This is a genomic window from Exiguobacterium sp. s75, from assembly GCF_018617145.1.
GTDB lineage: Bacteria > Bacillota > Bacilli > Exiguobacteriales > Exiguobacteriaceae > Exiguobacterium > Exiguobacterium profundum.
The window spans coordinates 88,363-107,824 of record NZ_JACSJQ010000002.1 but is presented as its reverse complement, the minus strand read 5'-3'; the positions used below and the strand labels follow the sequence as shown (position 1 = coordinate 107,824).

Annotated in this window: 16 protein-coding genes; 8 read left to right on the top strand and 8 right to left on the bottom strand. The window is 48.1% G+C overall.

What is annotated here, in order from left to right:
- Positions 1 to 110 precede the first annotated feature (110 nt).
- The 3 genes from KNO68_RS09930 (at position 111) to guaC (ending at position 4,651) form a co-directional block, all read left to right on the top strand.
- On the top strand, positions 111 to 1,295 hold the full coding sequence (locus KNO68_RS09930; RefSeq protein ID WP_041918118.1) for an MFS transporter: 1,185 nt from the start codon (positions 111 to 113) through the stop codon (positions 1,293 to 1,295).
- A 112-nt stretch (positions 1,296 to 1,407) separates the two neighbouring features.
- Positions 1,408 to 3,468 carry a PAS domain S-box protein gene (locus tag KNO68_RS09925; RefSeq protein ID WP_215112439.1) on the top strand — a complete coding sequence of 687 codons (2,061 nt, stop codon included), beginning with the start codon at positions 1,408 to 1,410 and terminating at the stop codon, positions 3,466 to 3,468.
- A gap of 199 nt (positions 3,469 to 3,667) precedes the next feature.
- On the top strand, positions 3,668 to 4,651 hold the full coding sequence (gene guaC / locus KNO68_RS09920) for a GMP reductase (RefSeq protein WP_031424215.1): 984 nt from the start codon (positions 3,668 to 3,670) through the stop codon (positions 4,649 to 4,651).
- 22 nt (positions 4,652 to 4,673) lie between these two features.
- Here the strand turns inward: guaC and KNO68_RS09915 are convergent, their stop codons facing one another.
- The 5 genes from KNO68_RS09915 to KNO68_RS09895 all read right to left on the bottom strand — a co-directional run bounded on the left by KNO68_RS09915 (position 4,674) and on the right by KNO68_RS09895 (position 11,006).
- Positions 4,674 to 5,108, bottom strand: a complete 435-nt coding sequence (locus KNO68_RS09915; RefSeq protein ID WP_074035146.1) for a GNAT family N-acetyltransferase — start codon at positions 5,106 to 5,108, stop codon at positions 4,674 to 4,676.
- Positions 5,105 to 5,962: an MBL fold metallo-hydrolase gene (locus KNO68_RS09910; RefSeq protein ID WP_215112438.1), complete on the bottom strand. Its 858-nt coding sequence runs from the start codon at positions 5,960 to 5,962 to the stop codon at positions 5,105 to 5,107. Before KNO68_RS09910 ends, KNO68_RS09915 begins: the two co-directional genes overlap by 4 nt.
- Entirely contained in the window at positions 5,950 to 6,705 is a 756-nt protein-coding gene (locus KNO68_RS09905) for a P-loop NTPase family protein (protein WP_214757640.1), read from the bottom strand. The genes KNO68_RS09910 and KNO68_RS09905 overlap by 13 nt, the downstream gene beginning before the upstream one ends.
- Positions 6,706 to 6,707: 2 nt before the next feature.
- Positions 6,708 to 9,875, bottom strand: a complete 3,168-nt coding sequence (locus KNO68_RS09900; protein WP_215112437.1) for an EAL domain-containing protein — start codon at positions 9,873 to 9,875, stop codon at positions 6,708 to 6,710.
- Between the two features lie 138 nt (positions 9,876 to 10,013).
- Entirely contained in the window at positions 10,014 to 11,006 is a 993-nt protein-coding gene (locus KNO68_RS09895) for an LLM class flavin-dependent oxidoreductase (RefSeq protein WP_074035150.1), read from the bottom strand.
- A gap of 260 nt (positions 11,007 to 11,266) precedes the next feature.
- On the opposite strand from KNO68_RS09895, the gene KNO68_RS09890 reads away from it, so the two are divergent.
- Positions 11,267 to 12,640, top strand: coding sequence for a YjiH family protein (locus KNO68_RS09890; protein ID WP_078146016.1), 1,374 nt, complete (start codon positions 11,267 to 11,269; stop codon positions 12,638 to 12,640).
- A 73-nt stretch (positions 12,641 to 12,713) separates the two neighbouring features.
- On the top strand, positions 12,714 to 13,364 hold the full coding sequence (locus KNO68_RS09885; protein WP_214688974.1) for a C39 family peptidase: 651 nt from the start codon (positions 12,714 to 12,716) through the stop codon (positions 13,362 to 13,364).
- Here the strand turns inward: KNO68_RS09885 and KNO68_RS09880 are convergent.
- Positions 13,330 to 14,154: a hypothetical protein gene (locus tag KNO68_RS09880; protein ID WP_214688976.1), complete on the bottom strand. Its 825-nt coding sequence runs from the start codon at positions 14,152 to 14,154 to the stop codon at positions 13,330 to 13,332. The genes KNO68_RS09885 and KNO68_RS09880 overlap by 35 nt on opposite strands.
- A gap of 92 nt (positions 14,155 to 14,246) precedes the next feature.
- Here KNO68_RS09880 and rluF point away from each other — a divergent pair, with 92 nt between their 5' ends.
- Positions 14,247 to 14,957, top strand: coding sequence for a 23S rRNA pseudouridine(2604) synthase RluF (gene rluF, locus KNO68_RS09875; protein ID WP_015880301.1), 711 nt, complete (start codon positions 14,247 to 14,249; stop codon positions 14,955 to 14,957).
- Between the two features lie 28 nt (positions 14,958 to 14,985).
- Here the strand turns inward: rluF and KNO68_RS09870 are convergent, their stop codons facing one another.
- Positions 14,986 to 15,426: a hypothetical protein gene (locus KNO68_RS09870; RefSeq protein ID WP_215112436.1), complete on the bottom strand. Its 441-nt coding sequence runs from the start codon at positions 15,424 to 15,426 to the stop codon at positions 14,986 to 14,988.
- A gap of 296 nt (positions 15,427 to 15,722) precedes the next feature.
- Positions 15,723 to 16,472 carry an SDR family NAD(P)-dependent oxidoreductase gene (locus tag KNO68_RS09865; RefSeq protein WP_047795764.1) on the bottom strand — a complete coding sequence of 250 codons (750 nt, stop codon included), beginning with the start codon at positions 16,470 to 16,472 and terminating at the stop codon, positions 15,723 to 15,725.
- Positions 16,473 to 16,595: 123 nt separating this feature from the next.
- Here KNO68_RS09865 and KNO68_RS09860 point away from each other — a divergent pair, with 123 nt between their 5' ends.
- Together KNO68_RS09860 and htpG are read left to right on the top strand one after the other, a co-directional pair.
- Positions 16,596 to 17,222: a TetR/AcrR family transcriptional regulator gene (locus tag KNO68_RS09860; RefSeq protein ID WP_215112435.1), complete on the top strand. Its 627-nt coding sequence runs from the start codon at positions 16,596 to 16,598 to the stop codon at positions 17,220 to 17,222.
- A 302-nt stretch (positions 17,223 to 17,524) separates the two neighbouring features.
- Positions 17,525 to 19,393 carry a molecular chaperone HtpG gene (htpG, locus tag KNO68_RS09855; RefSeq protein WP_215112434.1) on the top strand — a complete coding sequence of 623 codons (1,869 nt, stop codon included), beginning with the start codon at positions 17,525 to 17,527 and terminating at the stop codon, positions 19,391 to 19,393.
- Positions 19,394 to 19,462: the final 69 nt, after the last annotated feature.

The following is a 19,462-nucleotide window of genomic DNA, read 5'->3' as shown; positions in this document are numbered from 1 at the left end:
ATTCACTGCATGCAGTGCATCATCTCGGACAATCCTAATTTGATTTGGTATACTCTTTTAGTTATGTTTATTAACTATTCGAATTTGAAGAAAAGGAGGCGTCACGTATGATGCAACAACCTATTCAAAAACTTTGGACGAGAGACTTTTTAATCATCTCGCTCATCAACTTCTTCCTGACGCTCATCTTTTTCTTATTGATGGTCACCATCGGGGTGCATGCCGTCGAGTCGTACGGGGCGACCACGAGTCAAGCAGGACTCGTCACTGGCATCTTCATCATCGGGACGCTGACCGGGCGCTTGTTCATCGGTCGACTGATTGATTCGATCGGTCGGAAGAAGACGCTTTATATCGGGCTCGTCTTTTTCACCGCCACGATTTTATTGTACTTCGTCCATTGGGGTGTCGGTTTCTTATTACTGACACGGTTCGTACACGGACTCGGGATGGGATTATCGAGTACGGCTACTGGAACCATCGTCGCGCAAGTCATTCCCGCGACTCGAAAAGGTGAAGGGATCGGTTACTACAGCATGAGTTCTACTCTGGCGACAGCCATCGGGCCATTCGTCGGATTACTCCTCAGCCAACACACGAGCTTCACCGTCATCTTCGGCCTTTGTTTTGTGATCGGGGTCATCAGTTTGGCGAGTACGTTCTTTGTGAACGTACCAGAAGTCGACGCCCCGGAAGTCGTGCGTGGATTCTCTTTAAAATCGTTCGTCGAACCTAAAGCGCTCCCGATTGCCTTGATTATCGGGATGGCCGCACTAAGCTATTCGAGTGTCTTGTCTTACATCAACTTCTACGCGAGTGAACTCGACTTGATCGAGGCAGCGAGTATCTTCTTCCTCGTCTATTCGGTCGCCGTTCTGTTATCACGACCGATTACAGGAAAATTGATGGACGCGCGCGGAGCGAACGTCGTCATGTATCCGGCAATCGCCATCTTCGCGATCGGTCTACTCGTGCTCAGCCAAGCGAATAGTGGTTGGATGCTTCTACTTGCCGGTGCGTTAATCGGATTAGGCTTCGGGAATATCCAATCCGGCACCCAAGCAATCGCTGTCAAGGCTTCTCCACCTCACCGAATGGGGATGGCGACATCGACCTTCTTCATCGCACTTGATGCCGGTCTAGGGTTCGGCCCCTATTTCATCGGGTTGTTGATTCCGTTGACAGGCTTCTCGACCCTTTATTTGATTCTTTCAGGCGTCGTTCTCTTTACCATTTTCTTGTATTACGTCATGAACGGACGAAACGAACAAAAACAACTGAACGAAGCGGCTTGACGGGATGTACGTACATCCCGTCTTTTTTTGAAAGTTCACACATTTGGTCGAATGATGCGGTAAGATAAAAATGACGTGTAAAAAATAGAATGAACGAAATGAGGGAGACGAGATGAAAGCTGACCAAACACTTCAATCCAACGCATCGATTTTACTACGGACGTTCGATAAAATTTCAGACTATGTGTTCTTTATGGAAGTCGATGGTTCAGCATATCGCTACGTCTTCGTAAACGAGCCTGGGAAACGGGCCATCAATTGGTCGGATGCGGACGTCGGGAAGACCATCGATGAGTTGGTCCCGACCGAGACCGCTACACTTATTACACAGTATTACGATGAAGCGATTCGTACAAAAAAGAGTGTGGTCTATGAAGATTACCGTCTGGCCGACTCCTTTTATACGGATACGGTCGAGGCGGACGATGTATTGACGCTCCCCCTTCATTATTTCGAGTCAGAAGTGACGCCGATTATTAATGATGACGGAATCTGTACACATATCGTCTCTGTCGTACGTGAAGTGACGGAACGGAAGCGTCGCGAACTCGAATTGTCGATCTTAAAAGATCATCACGAGTCGCTACGACGGTATTCTCCTCATGGTATCTTTGTACTCGACCATCATTTGAACATCAAATCCGTCAACCCGGCCGTCACGGTCATCACCGGTCATACGGAACAAGATATGCTTCATCATCCGTTCCTGCATTGGCTTCCCGAGAGTGAGCGGTCTCGGGTCAGGAAAGGGTTACAATTCACGCTGTCTGGGATTCCACACAAGTATTCCATTTATGCTGAACATCAATCCGGGGAACGACTCGACTTAACCGTCCTCAACATTCCAATCGAGGTCGGCGGTAACATTACCGGCCTGTTTGCGATCATCATCGATTTGACGCCAGAGAAAAATGCCGAGCGTGCCACGGTCGAAAGCGAACGTCGTTACCGTCAGTTGATTGAAACCATTCCGGAAGGCATCATTGTTCATCAGGAAGGACAGATTATATATGCGAACGCGATGGCACTCGCCACAATCGGAGAAACCTATCTAGAGAATGAATCGATTTTTTCATTCATCGCAGAAGAGTATCATCAGTCCACCCGTCAACGACTTGCCTCTCTCGAACTCGGAGGCCCCGTTCAAGATACGGAAATGGTCATCATGACACCGAGTGGAGACAAGCTCCAGATGGATATCAGTAGCCTTCTCATCGATTATGAGGGTGAAACGGCCGTCTTAACGATTTTGCGTGATGTCACGGAGAAACGTGAAATGGAACAAGCGTTAAGACAGAGTGAGTTACAATATCGATTGATCACAGAAAACATGAGTGACCTCGTCTGTATACTAGAACGGGATGGTACTGTTCGTTATGCTTCCCCTTCTCACCGTACCGTGCTCGGTTTTGCGGCCGGATATTACGAAGGGAAGAATACGCTCGACTATATCCATCCGGACGACATCCAGATCGTCCGGGAGCAGTTGAAAGAAATGAAGGAAGAAGACATCTCCTTGACCCTTGAGTTCCGTCATTTCCATGCTGACCAGCGCTGGATTTGGCTCGAAACGAAAATTCAGGCCATCTATGATGAATCCGGACTTCTCCTACACTATTTGACGGTTAGCCGAGAAATCATGCAGCGTAAAGCACTAGAGAAGCAACTGAAGCATTTGGCGTATCACGACACGCTGACCGACTTACCGAACCGTCGTTTCTTCCTCGCTTACCTCGAGGAAGCGATCGATCGAACCGAATTCGAGCAAGGTGAATTGGCCGTCCTCGCTCTTGATGTTGACCGATTCAAACAAATCAACGATACGTTCGGTCATGATGTGGGCGATGAACTCTTGCGACAACTCGCTCGTCGATTGACATCCGTGCTTCGCAAACAAGATATGATTGCCAGACTTGGCGGTGATGAGTTTGCCGTTCTCATTCGCTTCAACGATTCCTGTGCCCTACATCGGGTTGCAGAGAAAATCATTCAAGCACTACAGCGCCCATGGGAAATCGACCAACATACGTTCATTACGACTTCAAGTGTCGGGGGTGCTCGATTTGTAAAAGGGTTGTCGACCAAACAGTTACTAAAACGTGCCGACCTCGCTCTCTATGAAGCCAAAGCAGGTGGACGAAATCAATATGCACTCGCAAAGGACCACCAATAAATGGTCCTTTTTTCACGTGAAACACCGAAAATAAATCCTAAATCCGAACATTAAACATCAATTGATTTAATTTTATTCATTTTTAAGATAAATTAATTGAATTATCCTTTGACTTTAAACTCTATTCACGTTATATTACCGAATGGGCGAAGTTTTTTATTGTTCAATACGTTAATGTTCGTGAATAGGGGTGCGATATATGGATAAAGTATTTGATTACGAAGATATTCAATTAATTCCTGCAAAATGTATTGTCGACAGTCGTTCGGAATGTGATCCGACCGTCGAGCTTGGTGGCTTCACGTTCCGATTACCAGTCGTTCCGGCTAACATGCAGACGATTATCGATGAAAAGGTCGCATTGATGCTGGCTAAGAACGGATATTTTTACATCATGCATCGCTTCAATCCAGAGACGCGCCTGGCATTTATCCAAGACATGCATGAGCGTGGTTTGTATGCATCCATCAGTGTCGGCGTGAAGGAAGAAGAGTATGGGTTTATCGAAATGCTCAAATCGACCGGTCATACGCCAGAATTTATTACAATCGATATCGCTCACGGTCATTCGAATGCGGTTATCCGAATGATTCAGCATATCAAACACCATCTTCCTGGATCCTTCGTCATCGCGGGGAACGTCGGGACACCAGAGGCCGTTCGCGAATTAGAGCATGCCGGAGCGGATGCGACGAAGGTTGGAATCGGTCCTGGTAAAGTGTGTATCACGAAAATCAAAACAGGTTTTGGTACCGGGGGCTGGCAATTGGCTGCACTTCGCTGGTGTGCCAAAGCAGCGACGAAACCGATTATCGCGGATGGGGGCATCCGTACTCACGGTGACATCGCCAAATCGATTCGCTTCGGCGCTTCGATGGTCATGATTGGTTCATTGTTCGCAGGACACGATGAATCACCGGGGGAAACGTTCGAGCAAGACGGGAAACAATTGAAAGAGTATTTCGGTTCTGCTTCTGAGTTCCAAAAGGGTGAGCGAAAGAACGTCGAGGGGAAAAAGATGTTTGTCGAACACAAAGGGGCACTACAAGATACATTGACCGAGATGGAGCAAGACCTCCAATCGGCGATTTCTTACGCGGGTGGTGACAGTCTCGAGGCATTGCGCACCGTAGACTACGTCATGGTGAAAAATTCAATCTTCAATGGGGATAAAGTGTATTAAAAAGGCGACCTCGTGTCGCCTTTTATAATTGCTTCATCATCATATAGTAATCCGATCCCGGCGGATAGTCCGGTAGCACACCTATTACCGTGTAACCGAATCGCTCATAAAACGGTTTCGCTTGAAACGAGAACGTCGTCAATTTCACACGCGTCGCACCGAGCGACTTCGCTAACGCCTCCCCTTCTCCAAGCAATTGGCTACCGATGCCCTGACCATGAAAGTCTGCATCGACCCAAAGGCGATCCAAATCGAACCATCCCCAATACACACTCCCATATAAGCCGGCGATTACCCGTCCTTCTTGCTCCACTTTCAACTGAATGGTCGGCACGTGCGCCTCGCGAATGTCACGATGGTAAATCGAACGAACGTTGTTATACTCACGTAATTGAGTGGTCAAAAACTGTTGGAACGTCTCGTCTTCCTCGTGAATCCGCGTGATAGTGTAAGTCATCTTCCCACCGTCCCGTTCACAAAAAACGTAATCAACTCGTTCTCTTCCTCGGTGATCTCCCGATTGACGAGTGAAGCATATGACTGCGTGATTTCATCAATATTTCCTGGGAAATCATTCGAAATGGTGGCGATTCGTCTTAATGCAAGGCAATCTTCTGCGAAGGATTCACGACTCACCATCTCACCGTGTGACCAGACAATCTGTTTAGCATCAAACGATTCCAATACATTCAACAACCGCAGGGTTTCTTCCGGAGTCATTCGCCATGTGGGAGAATAGATGTCTGCGTATAACGCGTCTCCTAAAAATAATACCTGCTCCTCTGCGACATACAGGACAACCGCATCTTTTGCGTGGTCTCCTCCGACATGTCGTAACACGACGTGAACGCCACCGAGGTCGAGCGTCAGCGACTCTTGAAACGTCAGCGTGGGCAACACGATTTCGATATCGCGCGCGTCTCCATATTCTTCACGGATTGCTTCCGCGCAAAATGCGATTTCAATCCCTTCCGCCACCCGCTCATCGAGAGAGACATCATCCCAAGCATATGGGACAAGTTTTTCCATCCCCTGTTTGGTCGCTTCACTCGCAATGGACACCATTCCTTCGAGTGCAGGTAAACCGAAGATGTGATCCCAATGCCAATGCGTCAATGCGACCATCGACGGCGTGCGGAGGCCTTGTTTCTCTAGCTGTTCTAAAAAGAATGAGGCGTGCGACACGGAATTGCCCGCGTCGATGAGTAGCGTATGCGTATCGCCGACAACGGCACCGAGAATTGGTCGATCGGTACGGTCAACGGGTGTCATATACCAAAAACGTTCCGAATGTTTGATTAAGGTTTGCATGTACGAATCGACTCCTCCTCTAATAAATTCGTTAATTCTTCAAATGAATGCCGATTATCATTTTGAATCCGAGCGTGCCGAAGAGGTAATCGTTTCAACAGTTCAAGCTCACGTCGTTGGCGTTCCACTAAAATCTCAATCGTTCCGGCCATACCCTTATGCGCATGGTTCACACCATAGGCGCCGCTCGTATAATACTCGACAAAGCCGCCTTGCCATCCCATCGGTCGTTCATCATATACAATCGGAAAGATGCGTGCAACGTCATCCAATGCCAAATAAACGACCATCGGATCAATCGGTTTTAGGATGTCTGCGACCTCTTGAACGTATGCTTCCACGTCCGCTAACGGAACATCTTGCGCAACCATTCCAATGGTGAAAGGATTTTGGAGCAACGCACATTCAAAGATGACGTCCTTTTCCTCCCTATCTAACTTTTGAACATAACGCCGCCAGCGTTCGCACATGATTCGTGTGTGAAGAGCGAAAGGCAACTCGTAGACGTCCGTTCCGGCAAGTTCTTCACCATCATCATAACGGACGAGCCATCCCCCCTCGATTTCATCAAGAATGCGACCAGTTGATGGTTTCTCCTCGACCCAATAGACATCATGCATATCCACGGGGTGTGACGCATCTACTTCCGAATAGAACTTGCCATTCCTTTTATCTCGCAGCCTCTCGGCAAATATAGACTTTCCGCTTCCTGGCAATCCTTCAATCAGCCATAATCTCCCCATACTTAAATCCCCTTATCCGAATATCCATCATACTGAAACCACTGGTCTCCTCCATTGCTCTTTGCAATATACATCGCTGCATCTGCTTTTTGAAGAACCGAATCGACGGTGTCGGTCGACTGGACCAGGGTGACGCCAACACTTGCTGTAAGATGAATGACTTCACCATTCGACGCGTGTATTCCCTGGGAAATAACTTCATTAATCTGCTCAACCCCACTTAGTGAACCCGTTTGCACCAACATGAATTCATCGTCTGAGAAACGGTAGACTTGACCCCCAACACGCTGGACAAATTCATTTAATCGTTGTGCGATTTCAATTAACACTTCATCCCCTATCATGTGCCCATACTGATCGTTGATTCTTGTAAAATCGTCTAAATTGACGAGTATCAATGTAATCGATGGCGTCCGGTGCATATTTTTGTATAAATCGGTCGTGAGCGTATGACGATTATACAGTTTGGTCAGCTGATCTTGTTTTGCGATTCGAATCATCTCGCGTTGTTTCCGTTTCTTTCGAATCCCGTTCTCCATCCATCGTGCAAGCAATCGTACCGTCCCTGTCAACTCTTGCAACGTTTCCTCGTCGAGATGATCATTCAAGTTGCCTTGCTCCGAGAGAAGAACGACCCAGCCAAACACTTGATGCGCATGCGTCAAAGGAAAACTGACTAGCCTCGTGAATTCGATACCGTCTACAATCAGATCACCTTCCTGAAGCGTTTGCGCGCCGACCGTTGTCAATTGATGCAGGGAATGCAGTTCTTCTTCCCCCCAAGTCAAACGAGAGACCCCATGCTCTACTAGAAGACGATGCGAAGGCTCAATCGAGAAGATGACCCCGTGGGAGTAACCGACCCATTCCAATAAAATTTCTTGAACCCGGGCCAATTGATCTTGGAACGGTACACGCAATGCCGTCGCTTCATACAATGCTTCGATTGATTGTTGTCGCGTGATTTGTCTTCTCGAGACTTCCGTGTGCTCGATCTCTGTCATGACCCAATGCGTAAACGATTCGAGCGCCTTCAAGTTTTCTTCTGAGAACGTTCTCGCCTGCCCATCCACTACGCAAAGTGTGCCGATGACGTGACCTTGCTTCGTCCGCAACGGTACACCTGCATAAAATCCGATTCGGTCAATCCAAGGACTGTCACTTTCAATCGCTGCTGCCGCAACATCTTCAATCACCAGCGGAGACTCTGATGTGACAACCCGATTACATAACGTCCATTCCCGTTTGAGGTGAGAGGATTCGAGCTCGATACCGACACACGATTTGAACCACTGTTGGTCTGTCGTCATGATCGAAATGAATGCGGTTGGCATCTGGAAGGTTTGTGCGACCAATCGGGAGATCCGGTCAAATCGTTCCTCTTGTGGCGTATTTAAAATTTCCAATCGTAATATCGCTTTGAGTCGTTGCAATTCACGCTCATCTAGAGAAGGATGCAACAACTGCACAGGCTGCTCGATCTTCGATAACATCATCTGATGGGAATACAAGATTCCGAGCGCCTCTTCTAACTCCGCGAGCGGCATCGGACGACTGAAGAAATACCCTTGAATCTCATCGCAGCCGAGCTGACGTAAGATCCGATATTGTTCTTCCGTCTCCACACCTTCAGCCGTCACCTCTAACTCTAGCTTTTTAGCCAACGAGACAATCAGTTTGACGATTTCATACTCTTTCATGCCGCTCTCCTGATCGAGTTGCGCGACGAACGACCGGTCGATCTTGATTCCATCAATCTCGAACAACTTCAAATAATTCAACGAGGAATAACTGACCCCAAAGTCATCAATCAACAGTCGAAATCCTTGTTGTTTGAGCGATTCGACCGTTTTGATCGCCGCTACCGGTTCATGCATCAACGTGTGCTCGGTCACCTCAAACTCAAATTGTTCTGGCACAAGACCGTACGATGCAATGATCGCAACCAGTTCATTCATATGGTGTTCATGAAATAAATTCGGTGAGACATTCACAGCCACGCGGCGCCCTTCAAACTGCTCAGGTTGTGACGACACATCCTGACATACCCGATTCATGACGAATCGTGTCACGTCTTCGATCAAGAGTGACTGTTCAGCCACACGAATGAACGTTTCAGGTGAAATGAATCCGAGAACAGGACTCTCCCAGCGAATGAGTGCCTCAAAATGAATCGCACCGTCCATCGACACTTTCGGTTGATACACCATGTATAACTCATCTAGCTTCAACGCTTTGACCAGTTCCGTTTCGATCATCATCTCATCGATGTAACGCTGCACGTACTCATCGTGTTCATATAAACGAATCGTTTGATTTCCCGTCTGACGCGCTTCCAACAGAGCCGTGGAGGCGTTCATGATGACACGGTCGGCATCCGCTGTACCGGCACCAATCCCGATACAACTCGATAACGGGAATTCGGCCTCCGCCACTTGATACGAATGATCTGCAATCACGTCAAGCAAATGCTCGGCGTACATGTATGCCAACCGGATTGGAGTATGAGGTAACACCGCGATAAAGTCTTCACCATCTACTCGACCGATAATTGAACCTTTCGGAAGCGTATTCGCCAATTGACGTGTGATGTCTTTAATCAACTGATTCGAGCGCTCCACACCTTGAAGCGACATCATCATCTTGAAACGGTTGATGTGAAGGCGCATGACGCTCGTCTCTTCGGTGTCATGTTGCTCGAACAACTGGTCGAGCTCTAATTTGACTTTCATCAGATTTGGCATACCGGTCAAATAGTCCATATGCTCGATACTCTTTAACAACTTGATCTCCGCTTCCTCGGATAAATCAGTTGTCAAACTAAGGACATAACGAACAAGACCAGCCTCATCTTCAATCGGTACAAGCATAGAAGAAGCGAATCGGGCCGTATTGGAGTCGATGTTCATTTGCGACATGAAGTAGACCGGCTCCCCTGTCCGAACGACCGCATCATAATGTTCAATCAATTCCTCGACCACTTCCGAGCGATACATCTCATGTAAATACCGCCCTTCTACATCACTTGGAAGCGAAGAGGCCACCTTCCCCTGTTCGCTCACATTTACGTAACGATAGCCTGCTTCTGTCACTTCCATTAGAAATACCATTCGATACAAGCGTGTGAACAGCTCGAATAAATAATATGGGTCGCCTTTCATCCGTTGCATCGTATCCCTCCACCCGTTCCTTTTTCTTATAGTGTAGTTGGTTTCGCTCAAACTATGGAGAAAACCTTTGAAAAAATGGGGAAACGTTTTTCTCTTATAAAAAAACACCCTCTCGTACTTGAGAAGGTGCTCTCCGGATTAAAGCAATTCATTCGCCAAGAGACGATAGACGTTCAGGCGATCTTCCTGCTTATGCTGGATGCTACAAATCATCGCCTCATCGAAACCGTAACGTTCCGATTCATCCCGTAACTGTTCCGCAATTTGTTTCGGCGTTCCTACGAGGTGGATGGCTCGGTTGTTGGCGATATGGATTTTATCGACCTCCGTGAGCGGATAGTCGTGGGCCGCTTCCGGACTCAACAGCTGTCTCAATTGACCACGCATCAAGAAGAGACGCGACAAATCAGAAGGTCGGGCCAAATATTCTGCCTCTTCTTCCGTCTCTGCCGTCGTGACCAAATACGTGACACTGATGTCCGGTTTCTCCATGAAATCAGACGGCGTGAAATGGTGACGGTATGTGTCGAGCGTATCGGCACTCAATTGTCCGTTAAAGAACTGGGCAAACGAATAGCCCAGCCCCATCCGTCCGGCCTGCACGGCGCTGTTCCCACTCGAACCGAGTAACCACGCTTCTGGAAGGCTGACACCAGTCGGAGCAGCCGGTGTATTTTTATACCATCTTTCCTCCGGTGCCTCATCTTTAATCAATTGAAGCGTCGTATCGAGTTTCTCGTAAAGTCCATCCATCATCGGTTTCTGCCCTTGTGACATCGCATAGATCGCGTTCGCATCACCGCCTGGCGCACGTCCGACACCAAAGTCGATCCGTCCTGGAGCGAGCGCGCTGAGCGTCTTGAATACCTCTGCCATCTTGAGTGGCGAGTAGTGCATCATCATGATGCCTCCGGACCCGAGACGAATCTTGTTCGTCTTCGCTGCCAGATAAGCCGTGATGACCTCTGGAGCCGAGCTGGCAAACGACATGCCACCATGATGCTCCGCCATCCACATACGGTAATATCCTAACTCTTCTGCGACTTGTGCGAGCTCGACCGCGCTGTTAAGCGCATGTTCTCCTGTATGACCCGACGTGACCGGCGCCTGGTCTAACACACTCAATCTCATCATGCATTCTCCTATCTCTATAATGAAGTTTCTAAATATCTTGAATTTGTTGGACTCGTCGTCATCATACTAAATGGTTTGATTGAATACGAATGTTTTGCCTAGTATTTAACCTTGTATTTTCAGAAAATTTCCGCATGTTGTTGATAGCACCTGGTCATATTTTTTATACTAAGAAAGAAATACGTTTCAATAACGGCTGGATGTGTAATGGGGATACATAGACAGCACAAACACTTCGGGGAAATGGGGAATGCATCATGAATGGTTCATCAACACCAGACGGAAAGAAACCTTCTTTTTCGAGTCGAGACTTCTTTAAGTTCTTGATTCCATCACTCATCGGGATCATGTTTTTCATCGTACCAATCTCATCAGAGGAAGGCTTCACGATTCCAGTCGCCTTCTTATCCAATCTGCTGATTGACTGGATTGGGGATTTCGTCCCGACACTCGCCGTCATCATGATGGGGATTTCGATTGTCGGCTCATTATTACTCTTTACGGCACGTCCTGCTTTTATGATGGAGCGACCATCCATCAACGCACTGTTTAGCGTGACACCGTTTTGGTTCGTCATGCGCGTGATTGGTTTCATCGCCGGGGTCATGACGCTACTCACACTCGGACCAGAGATGATCACGTCAGAATTTACAGGGGGCTTGTTGCTCTTTGATTTGATTCCAATCTTATTTGCGACATTCTTCTTTGCCGGTATGTTGTTACCGCTCTTATTGAACTTTGGACTTCTCGAGTTCGTCGGGACGTTCTTGATGAAGATCATGCGTCCGCTCTTCCGCTTGCCAGGGCGCGCCTCACTTGACTCGCTCGCCTCATGGGTCGGGGATGCGACGATCGGGATTCTACTGACGACAAAACAGTACGAGGAAGGCTATTACACGAAACGGGAAGCGTCGATCATTGCGACGACATTCTCCGTCGTCTCCATCACCTTCACCATCGTCGTCTTACAGTATGTCGAACTCGACCAATACTTCTTGCCTTACTACGGGGCCATCGTCTTATCCGGACTAGTCGCCGCTCTCATCATGCCACGGATTTATCCATTATCTAAAAAGGCAGACACGGCTTATGAGAAGACGGAGCTCAAACCGGAAGAAGAAGTACCCGCGAACGTGTCACTCGGTAAGTGGGCGTTAATTCAGGCGTTACAAAAGTCACGTTCGAGTAAAAGTTTCCTAGAGACGCTCAAAGACGGCTTCAAGAACGTGCTCGATATGTGGATCGGCGTCCTCCCTGTCGTCATGGCAGTCGGGACGATTGCGGTCATCATCGCAGAATATACGCCGTTCTTCACTATCCTCGGAAAGCCGTTCGAACCGATTTTGATGCTCCTTCAAGTGCCTGAGGCATCGGAAGCCGCTCAAACGATGGTCGTTGGTTTCGCCGACATGTTTTTGCCGGCCGTTCTCGGAAGCGGCATCGAGAGTGAATTGACGCGTTTTGTCATCGCTACGTTGTCGGTTACCCAGCTCATCTATATGTCAGAAGTCGGGGGCTTGTTGCTCGGTTCAAAACTACCGATCTCATTCCTCGACCTCGTCTTGATTTTCTTGTTACGTACCTTCATCACCCTTCCGATCATCGTCGGCATCGCACATCTTGTGTTTTAACGAAAACGACGCCCTTTCTCTTTTATGAGATGGGGCGTCCTTTGTATACTAAAAGAAAAGGAGGGAGACCGAGATGGAGCACCCATTTGCAGGACAACTCGAGGTTGCGAACAACGGCTATGCCGGGATCATCGACCCGGAAGCTTATGTGAACGATCGTTATCACGGACGCTGGACATTAAAGCGCTCTGTACAGATTGAAGGCGTGCCCGTCTTGCTCCAACGTCAGTTCGAGAACGGCAAGAATAACTGTACGTTGACGTCGATCACCGCCATCTTCCGTTTCTATCGAGATCATGGGTATGCGAATATCCCAGATGATGTGACACAGATCCAAGAAGATGTGCGCGAGATCGCCTTCAGGCACCATTTCAAAGACGAGAAAGGGACACCGCCGACACAAATCGCCACCATCATCACGAAACTGTGGAAGCGATACGGGTACGACGGTCGAGGCAGTTCCCGCTATCTTTGGAAATGGTCGACGTTTGAGCGTGAGCTGAAAGCAGGACGCCCGTTTGTGTTGAATATGGCGAACGGCTTTTATAAAAATCATTCCGTCACGGGAGTCGGCTACTTGCAGTTTGAAAAACGGGGGTTCCCGGACGTCATCTTGTTAGCCGTGCTCGATAATCGTTCGAAGGACGTGCGCTACATCGACTTCAACGAATTCAACTTTTGGGGAAGCATCACACGCGTCCATTCGCCAGCCACTCGTCCATAATCGTGTCAATCGCTTCTCCGATTTTTAAAAGGTGCTCGCGCTTCGCGTATGACCCGTAATGTAGTCCGTTTGAATCACGGCCATTCCCGAGCCCAACGAACACTTCTGAAGGCTTCATATGGAGGCCGATCATCGGGATACCCGAATCATGGCGTCCGATTTCATAGGTGACGGCGGGATGTGCAGACAGTCTTCCGATTGTTGAAAAACCGTTCAAGGCACGACAGTTATCCCGTCCGAGCACGATGATACGGATCGGTTTGATGTACGCAATCGTCCGCTCCAACAGTTCGATTGAGGTCGGATGTTCCATCCAGTGGCGCCCCGTCCTCATCTTCCCCATCTGTTCATATGTCGCAAACTTGAAAAAATCAACGTGGATGACAGCTGCCGGATGATCATAGAACGAACGCCCCATCCCGTTGAGGAGTGCCTCGAGTTTGGCGCCATCCGGTTTCCCGAACCAGTTCGTCGTCGCGCGATTCGACTCGAAATAGACCGATGCCCGTTCGAGCGTTTGTTGCAGCGCCTCTTCATTTCCGAGGTAATCGTCAAACGAGAGTATGTTCCGCCAATAGAACTTTTGGTGTTGCCCCGTTCTCGGTGTCCCGTCACGATGTAAAAACTCGCCGCGAGATGGATTCGTCCCGATGGTCAGCCATTGATCCGGACCAGGTCGACCATACCAAAGGACTGGTGATGCCTCTGGTATCAATTCTTTCCCGAACGTTGTATCGCACATTGCTTGTTGAAATCGGATTGCGTCTTGTAACAGTCGTACTGCCTCCATGTCATCCCTCCTCTCCCGTTCGTTTCCCGCTTTCGAGAGTTTATAAAATGCGTTATAGTGAGAGGACGAAGCCAAACAAAGGACGTGTATACATGCGCATCAATAAATTTATCAGTGAATCAGGCAAGGCGTCCCGTCGCCAAGCCGACCGTCTCGTCGAAGAGGGACGCGTCACGATCAACGGGAAGAAAGCAAAAATCGGCGACCAGGTCAAACCGGGCGATGAAGTCCTCGTCAACGGTTCTGTCGCACGGGTTGCCCGAAACAACGTCTACATCGCCGTCCATAAGCCGGTCGGGATCACGAGTACGACAGAAAAAAAAGTAAAAGGGAACTTGGTCGACATGGTCAACCACCCGCTCCGCATCTTCAACATCGGTCGTCTTGATAAAGACTCGGAAGGTCTCATCCTCATGACGAATGACGGCGATATCGTCAACGAGATTCTCCGTGCAGAAGGCGAGCATGAGAAAGAATACATCGTCTCGGTTGATAAGCCAATCACACCAGAGTTCGTCGAGCAGATGGAAGCCGGTGTCAAAATCCTTGGCCAGAAGACACTTCCGTGTAAAGTCCGTCCGCTTTCAAAGTTCGATTTCAATATCACGCTCACGCAAGGACTCAACCGTCAAATCCGTCGGATGTGTGAGGCGCTCGGATACGAAGTGTTCCGCCTCCAACGTGTACGCGTCATGAACATCACGCTCGGAAAACTCCCGCCTGGACAATGGCGCGACCTTTCGAAAAAAGAGCGCGAGCAGTTGTTCCGCGAATTGAATTACGAACCGAAAGAATGGTACTAAAAAGCAGCCTGAGTCGTCTCAGGCTGCTTTATTCTGGTCGAAGTGATGAGACATGGTCGGTCTCACGACGAATGAAACGTTTGAGTTGAGCGCTCAAGTCGTCGAGCTGTCCCATCGTCGTCCTCATTCTACATTTCATATGAACATGGTCAAATGAGTCAAACTGCCATTCATCATGAATGAAAATATCGACTTGGATGGTCCCAATCCGGTCAATCAACGTGAAAGTTAGATTGACTTGCAAATCATCCGAACCCTCTTCTTCATCGACTAGTCTCCATGTGATCGGTTCTTTGCCCCACGCTTGATTGAATTGATCGATCTTTTGATGAAGATCCTCAAGACTCGCATCATCTAAATAAATCAACTGATTGCTGGCGCAAGCAGAAGACCGAAGTTGAAGCTGAACTTGATAAAACAGCTCCGTTTCATCCATCCAAATCCGTTCTATCTCAAACTGAGTGTCCATCTCACTATACCAACTTTCATAGTTAACTAAATAAAAATCAATTTCCTTTTTCGGCTCATTTGGCACTGTTCTACACTTGTCATCTCACTCTTTCATGTCGACTATATCATGTCAATTTGATGAATCACTTAAACTCTTTACACAAAACGGGAATATAAATAATACAGATGATTTTAAAATGAAAAGAGGTGAATCCTCATGAATGGTGCAATCTTTCCACATACTTCAATCGGAAATGGAGTTAATCGGAATCTTAGAGTAATTAAAAAAGTAGGGCCTCCATAGAGACCCTACTTTTACTTCGCCGTCACGCCACCATCTACCGGAAGTTCGATCCCGCTGATATGATTCGCTTCGTCTGACGCAAGGAACAGGACGGCTGCCGCCACCTCATCCGCTTGTCCGAGATTCGGCAAAGCGATTTGATTCAAGAAATGTTGTTTATAGTCTGGATGCTCCATATGTGGCGCACTCATCGGTGTCACGATATATCCTGGATGTACCGAGTTGACGCGAATGTTTTGCTTCCCATAATCCACAGCCGCTGCTTTCGTAAGAGAACGGACCGCACCTTTCGAGGCCGTATAGGCCCCAGCACCCGCCATACCGGTCAATGCAGAGATGGAGGAGATGTTGACGATTGATCCTCCCCCATTCTCCGTCATGAGCGGAATCGCGTACTGTGTCCCTAACATGACCCCATCGATGTTGATGCGATATGTGCGTGCCCAGTCCTCTTCTGTCTGTTCCAAGAAAGGTTTTGCAAGTGCGATTCCAGCGTTATTGACGAGAATATCTAATTTGCCACATGTCGCTTCCACTTCCGCGAATACATCCTCCCAGCTCGAGCGTGATGTCACGTCATGTTTCACCGCGATGGCTTCCCCACCTTGTGCACGAATCGACTCGACTACATTGTTTACTCCTTGTTCATTGATGTCTGTCGCGACGACTGTTGCCCCTTCTTTGGCGAATAGACGTGCCGTTGACTCTCCCATACCGCTTCCTGCCCCTGTGATGACCGCTACTTTCCCCTGTAAACGCATTGTCCCAGCTCCATTCATTAAATTATGATAGTCTAACTATCATAATAATAATTGGATATGACATTAATCTCAACGAAACTGCTTGAAGACGATATACTAAGGACAGACAATGAGGTGATGGAATTGAGTAAACGACAACAAAACAAAGAAGAACGAGTTCAACTGATTATCCAGGAGGCAGAACGATTATTTATAGAGAATGGCTTTGAGAAGGTTCAAATGCAGGACATCGCGGATGCGGCAGGGATTGGGGTGGCGACACTGTTTCGCTACTTCCCGAAGAAGGATCAATTGATCGTCGCGGCAGCCGTCAAGAATCTACAACCGACACTAGAGAGATTTGAACAATTCATGCATGAGGAAGGAAACGCCTATGAACGACTCGAGGCCATCTTGAACCACTTTTTCGAGATGCAGTTGGAACGGACGAACCATGCCCGTTTCCGAGAGGCGTTCGAGAGCTATGCATCGCTCGTCGCCTCACCTCTTCCTGGAATCGAGACATACATCGACGTTCAACGACAGATCATGCAGACACTCGAACCCTTGATCGAAGATGGGAAACGAGACGGTTCATTCCGCTCGGATATCGATGTGAAGGTGACCGTCGTCACAATCATCAATACGTTCGGGACGTTCGGCAACAACATCATGTTGAAGTCGCACATCAGTTATTTAGAGGACGATATCGAACCGGCCGTACAATTGCGTGCTTTAAAAGAGATGTTCCTCGCATCCATTCGAGCATAAGAAAAGCCTCCCTTCGTTTGAAGGGAGGCTAGTTGTATACATAAAAAATGAGCACCTCTCACTAGAGGTGCTCTCGAAAGTCTACCGCGACGGACCACGCTCCACAACGTGCTCCTCAAGGGAATGTCCGCCGTCTTACATAGACCAGCTCATCGCATGTACTCAACTATATGCGAAACCTACGTCCTCGTCAATCTTTTCTTCAATCTCGGTTGACATCTTCCTAAAAATTAGGATAATCAATAGTGTTAGCACTCTTATATGCAGAGTGCCAAAATATAGACATCAAAAGGAGAACGATCATGACAAAGAAACAGTTTCAAACGGAATCGAAACGAATTTTAGAGTTGATGGTCCACTCAATTTATACACATAAGGACATCTTCCTGCGTGAGCTCATCTCGAACGCGAGTGATGCCATCGACAAGATGTATTATCGTGCCCTCTCAGACGAAAGCATCGAGTTCAACAAAGACGATTACTTCATCAAAATTGAACTCGACAAAGAAGCACGGACGATCACGATTCGCGATACAGGGATTGGGATGACAGAAGAAGAACTCGAAACAAACCTCGGAATCATCGCAAAGAGCGGTTCACTCGCCATGAAACAGGCGACGAAGATGGAAGAAGACCATAGCCTCATCGGTCAATTCGGGGTCGGGTTCTATTCCGCGTTCATGGTCGCTGACCGTGTGACCGTGCGGACTCGCTCGATTGACAGTGATCAAGGATACGTATGGGAGTCAGAAGGCACAGACGGCTATTCGATCGAGCCGACAGACAAAGCGGACATCGGTACAGAAATTACGCTCCACTTGAAGGCAGACACAGAAGATGATACGTATTCGTCATTCCTTGAAGAATACGAGATTCGCTCACTCATCAAGAAGCATTCGGACTTCATCCGTTACCCGATCAAACTCGATGTGACGAAACATCGTCAAAAAGAGGACTCAGAAGAGTATGAGGATTACAAGGAAGAAGAGACCGTCAACAGCATGGTGCCGATTTGGCGGAAGCGTAAGAGCGAGTTGACTGACGAAGATTACAAGGCGTTCTATCACGAGAAACGCTACGGCTTTGATGAGCCACTCAAGCACCTTCACTTGAACGTCGACGGGACGATTCGTTATCAATCAATCCTCTACATCCCGTCAACGGTTCCGTTCGACTATTACACGAAAGAATTCGAGAAAGGGCTCGAGCTCTACTCGAACGGCGTGTTGATCATGGAGAAGTCACCCGACCTCTTGCCGGATTACTTCGGCTTCGTCAAAGGGATGGTCGACTCAGAAGACCTCTCCCTCAACATTTCCCGTGAAATGTTACAGCAGGACCGCCAACTTCGCGTGATTGCGAAGAACGTGAAGTCGAAAATCAAAGGCATGCTTGAGAAGATGCTCCAAAACGAGCGTGAGGACTATGAGAAGTTCTATGAGTCGTTCGGTCGCCAATTGAAGTTCGGCGTGTATGACCAGTTCGGCGCAGCCAAAGACGAACTGAAAGACTTGATTCTTTTCCATTCTTCTTACGAGAAGAAACTTGTATCGCTCAAAGAGTACGTCGAGCGGATGAAAGAAGATCAGAAGTATATCTACTATGCGACAGGCGAATCTATTCATCGCATCGACCTCTTGCCACAAGCAGAACGTTTGAAAGAAGAAGGATACGAGATCCTCTACTTCACAGAAGAGATCGACGAGTTCGCCATCAAGATGCTTCAGTCGTATGAAGACAAAGAATTCAAATCGATCGCGAGCGGCGATCTCGGTCTCGATGACGCGGAAGCGAAATCGCTCAACGAAGACAACCAAGACTTGTTCGCATTCATGAAAGAAGAGCTTGGAGACCGCGTCAAAGAAGTGCGTGCCTCGACACGTCTCAAGTCGCATCCGGTTTGCTTGACGGTTGCGGGTGACGTCTCAATCGAGATGGAGAAGATTTTGAACGCGATGCCAAACGGCGGCGGCATGAAAGCGGAGAAAGTGCTCGAAGTGAATGCCGACCACGCCATCTTCCAGACACTCCAACGTGTGTATAAAGAAGATGAAGCGAAAGCGAAACAATATACAGACCTCTTGTATCAACAAGCCCTCCTTATTGAAGGGTTACCGATTGAAGATCCGGTAGCGTATTCGAATGCGGTGTGTGCGTTGATGGCGGAGTGACGGTGAAGGCAGAGGGAGTCCTCTGTCTTTTTCGTTTTTAATAAAAAAGCATGCTACACTCTATTTAAA

Coding starts and splice junctions, on each gene's coding strand:
- KNO68_RS09925 (WP_215112439.1), top strand. CDS start 1,408: ATGAAAGCTGACCAAACACTTCAATCCAACGCATCGATTTTACTACGG.
- htpG (WP_215112434.1), top strand. CDS start 17,525: ATGACAAAGAAACAGTTTCAAACGGAATCGAAACGAATTTTAGAGTTG.
- KNO68_RS09885 (WP_214688974.1), top strand. CDS start 12,714: ATGGAGCACCCATTTGCAGGACAACTCGAGGTTGCGAACAACGGCTAT.
- guaC (WP_031424215.1), top strand. CDS start 3,668: ATGGATAAAGTATTTGATTACGAAGATATTCAATTAATTCCTGCAAAA.
- KNO68_RS09870 (WP_215112436.1), bottom strand. CDS start 15,426: ATGGACACTCAGTTTGAGATAGAACGGATTTGGATGGATGAAACGGAG.
- KNO68_RS09900 (WP_215112437.1), bottom strand. CDS start 9,875: ATGCAACGGATGAAAGGCGACCCATATTATTTATTCGAGCTGTTCACA.
- KNO68_RS09915 (WP_074035146.1), bottom strand. CDS start 5,108: ATGACTTACACTATCACGCGGATTCACGAGGAAGACGAGACGTTCCAA.
- KNO68_RS09895 (WP_074035150.1), bottom strand. CDS start 11,006: ATGAGATTGAGTGTGTTAGACCAGGCGCCGGTCACGTCGGGTCATACA.
- KNO68_RS09865 (WP_047795764.1), bottom strand. CDS start 16,472: ATGCGTTTACAGGGGAAAGTAGCGGTCATCACAGGGGCAGGAAGCGGT.
- KNO68_RS09880 (WP_214688976.1), bottom strand. CDS start 14,154: ATGGAGGCAGTACGACTGTTACAAGACGCAATCCGATTTCAACAAGCA.
- KNO68_RS09905 (WP_214757640.1), bottom strand. CDS start 6,705: ATGGGGAGATTATGGCTGATTGAAGGATTGCCAGGAAGCGGAAAGTCT.
- KNO68_RS09910 (WP_215112438.1), bottom strand. CDS start 5,962: ATGCAAACCTTAATCAAACATTCGGAACGTTTTTGGTATATGACACCC.
- KNO68_RS09930 (WP_041918118.1), top strand. CDS start 111: ATGCAACAACCTATTCAAAAACTTTGGACGAGAGACTTTTTAATCATC.
- rluF (WP_015880301.1), top strand. CDS start 14,247: ATGCGCATCAATAAATTTATCAGTGAATCAGGCAAGGCGTCCCGTCGC.
- KNO68_RS09890 (WP_078146016.1), top strand. CDS start 11,267: ATGAATGGTTCATCAACACCAGACGGAAAGAAACCTTCTTTTTCGAGT.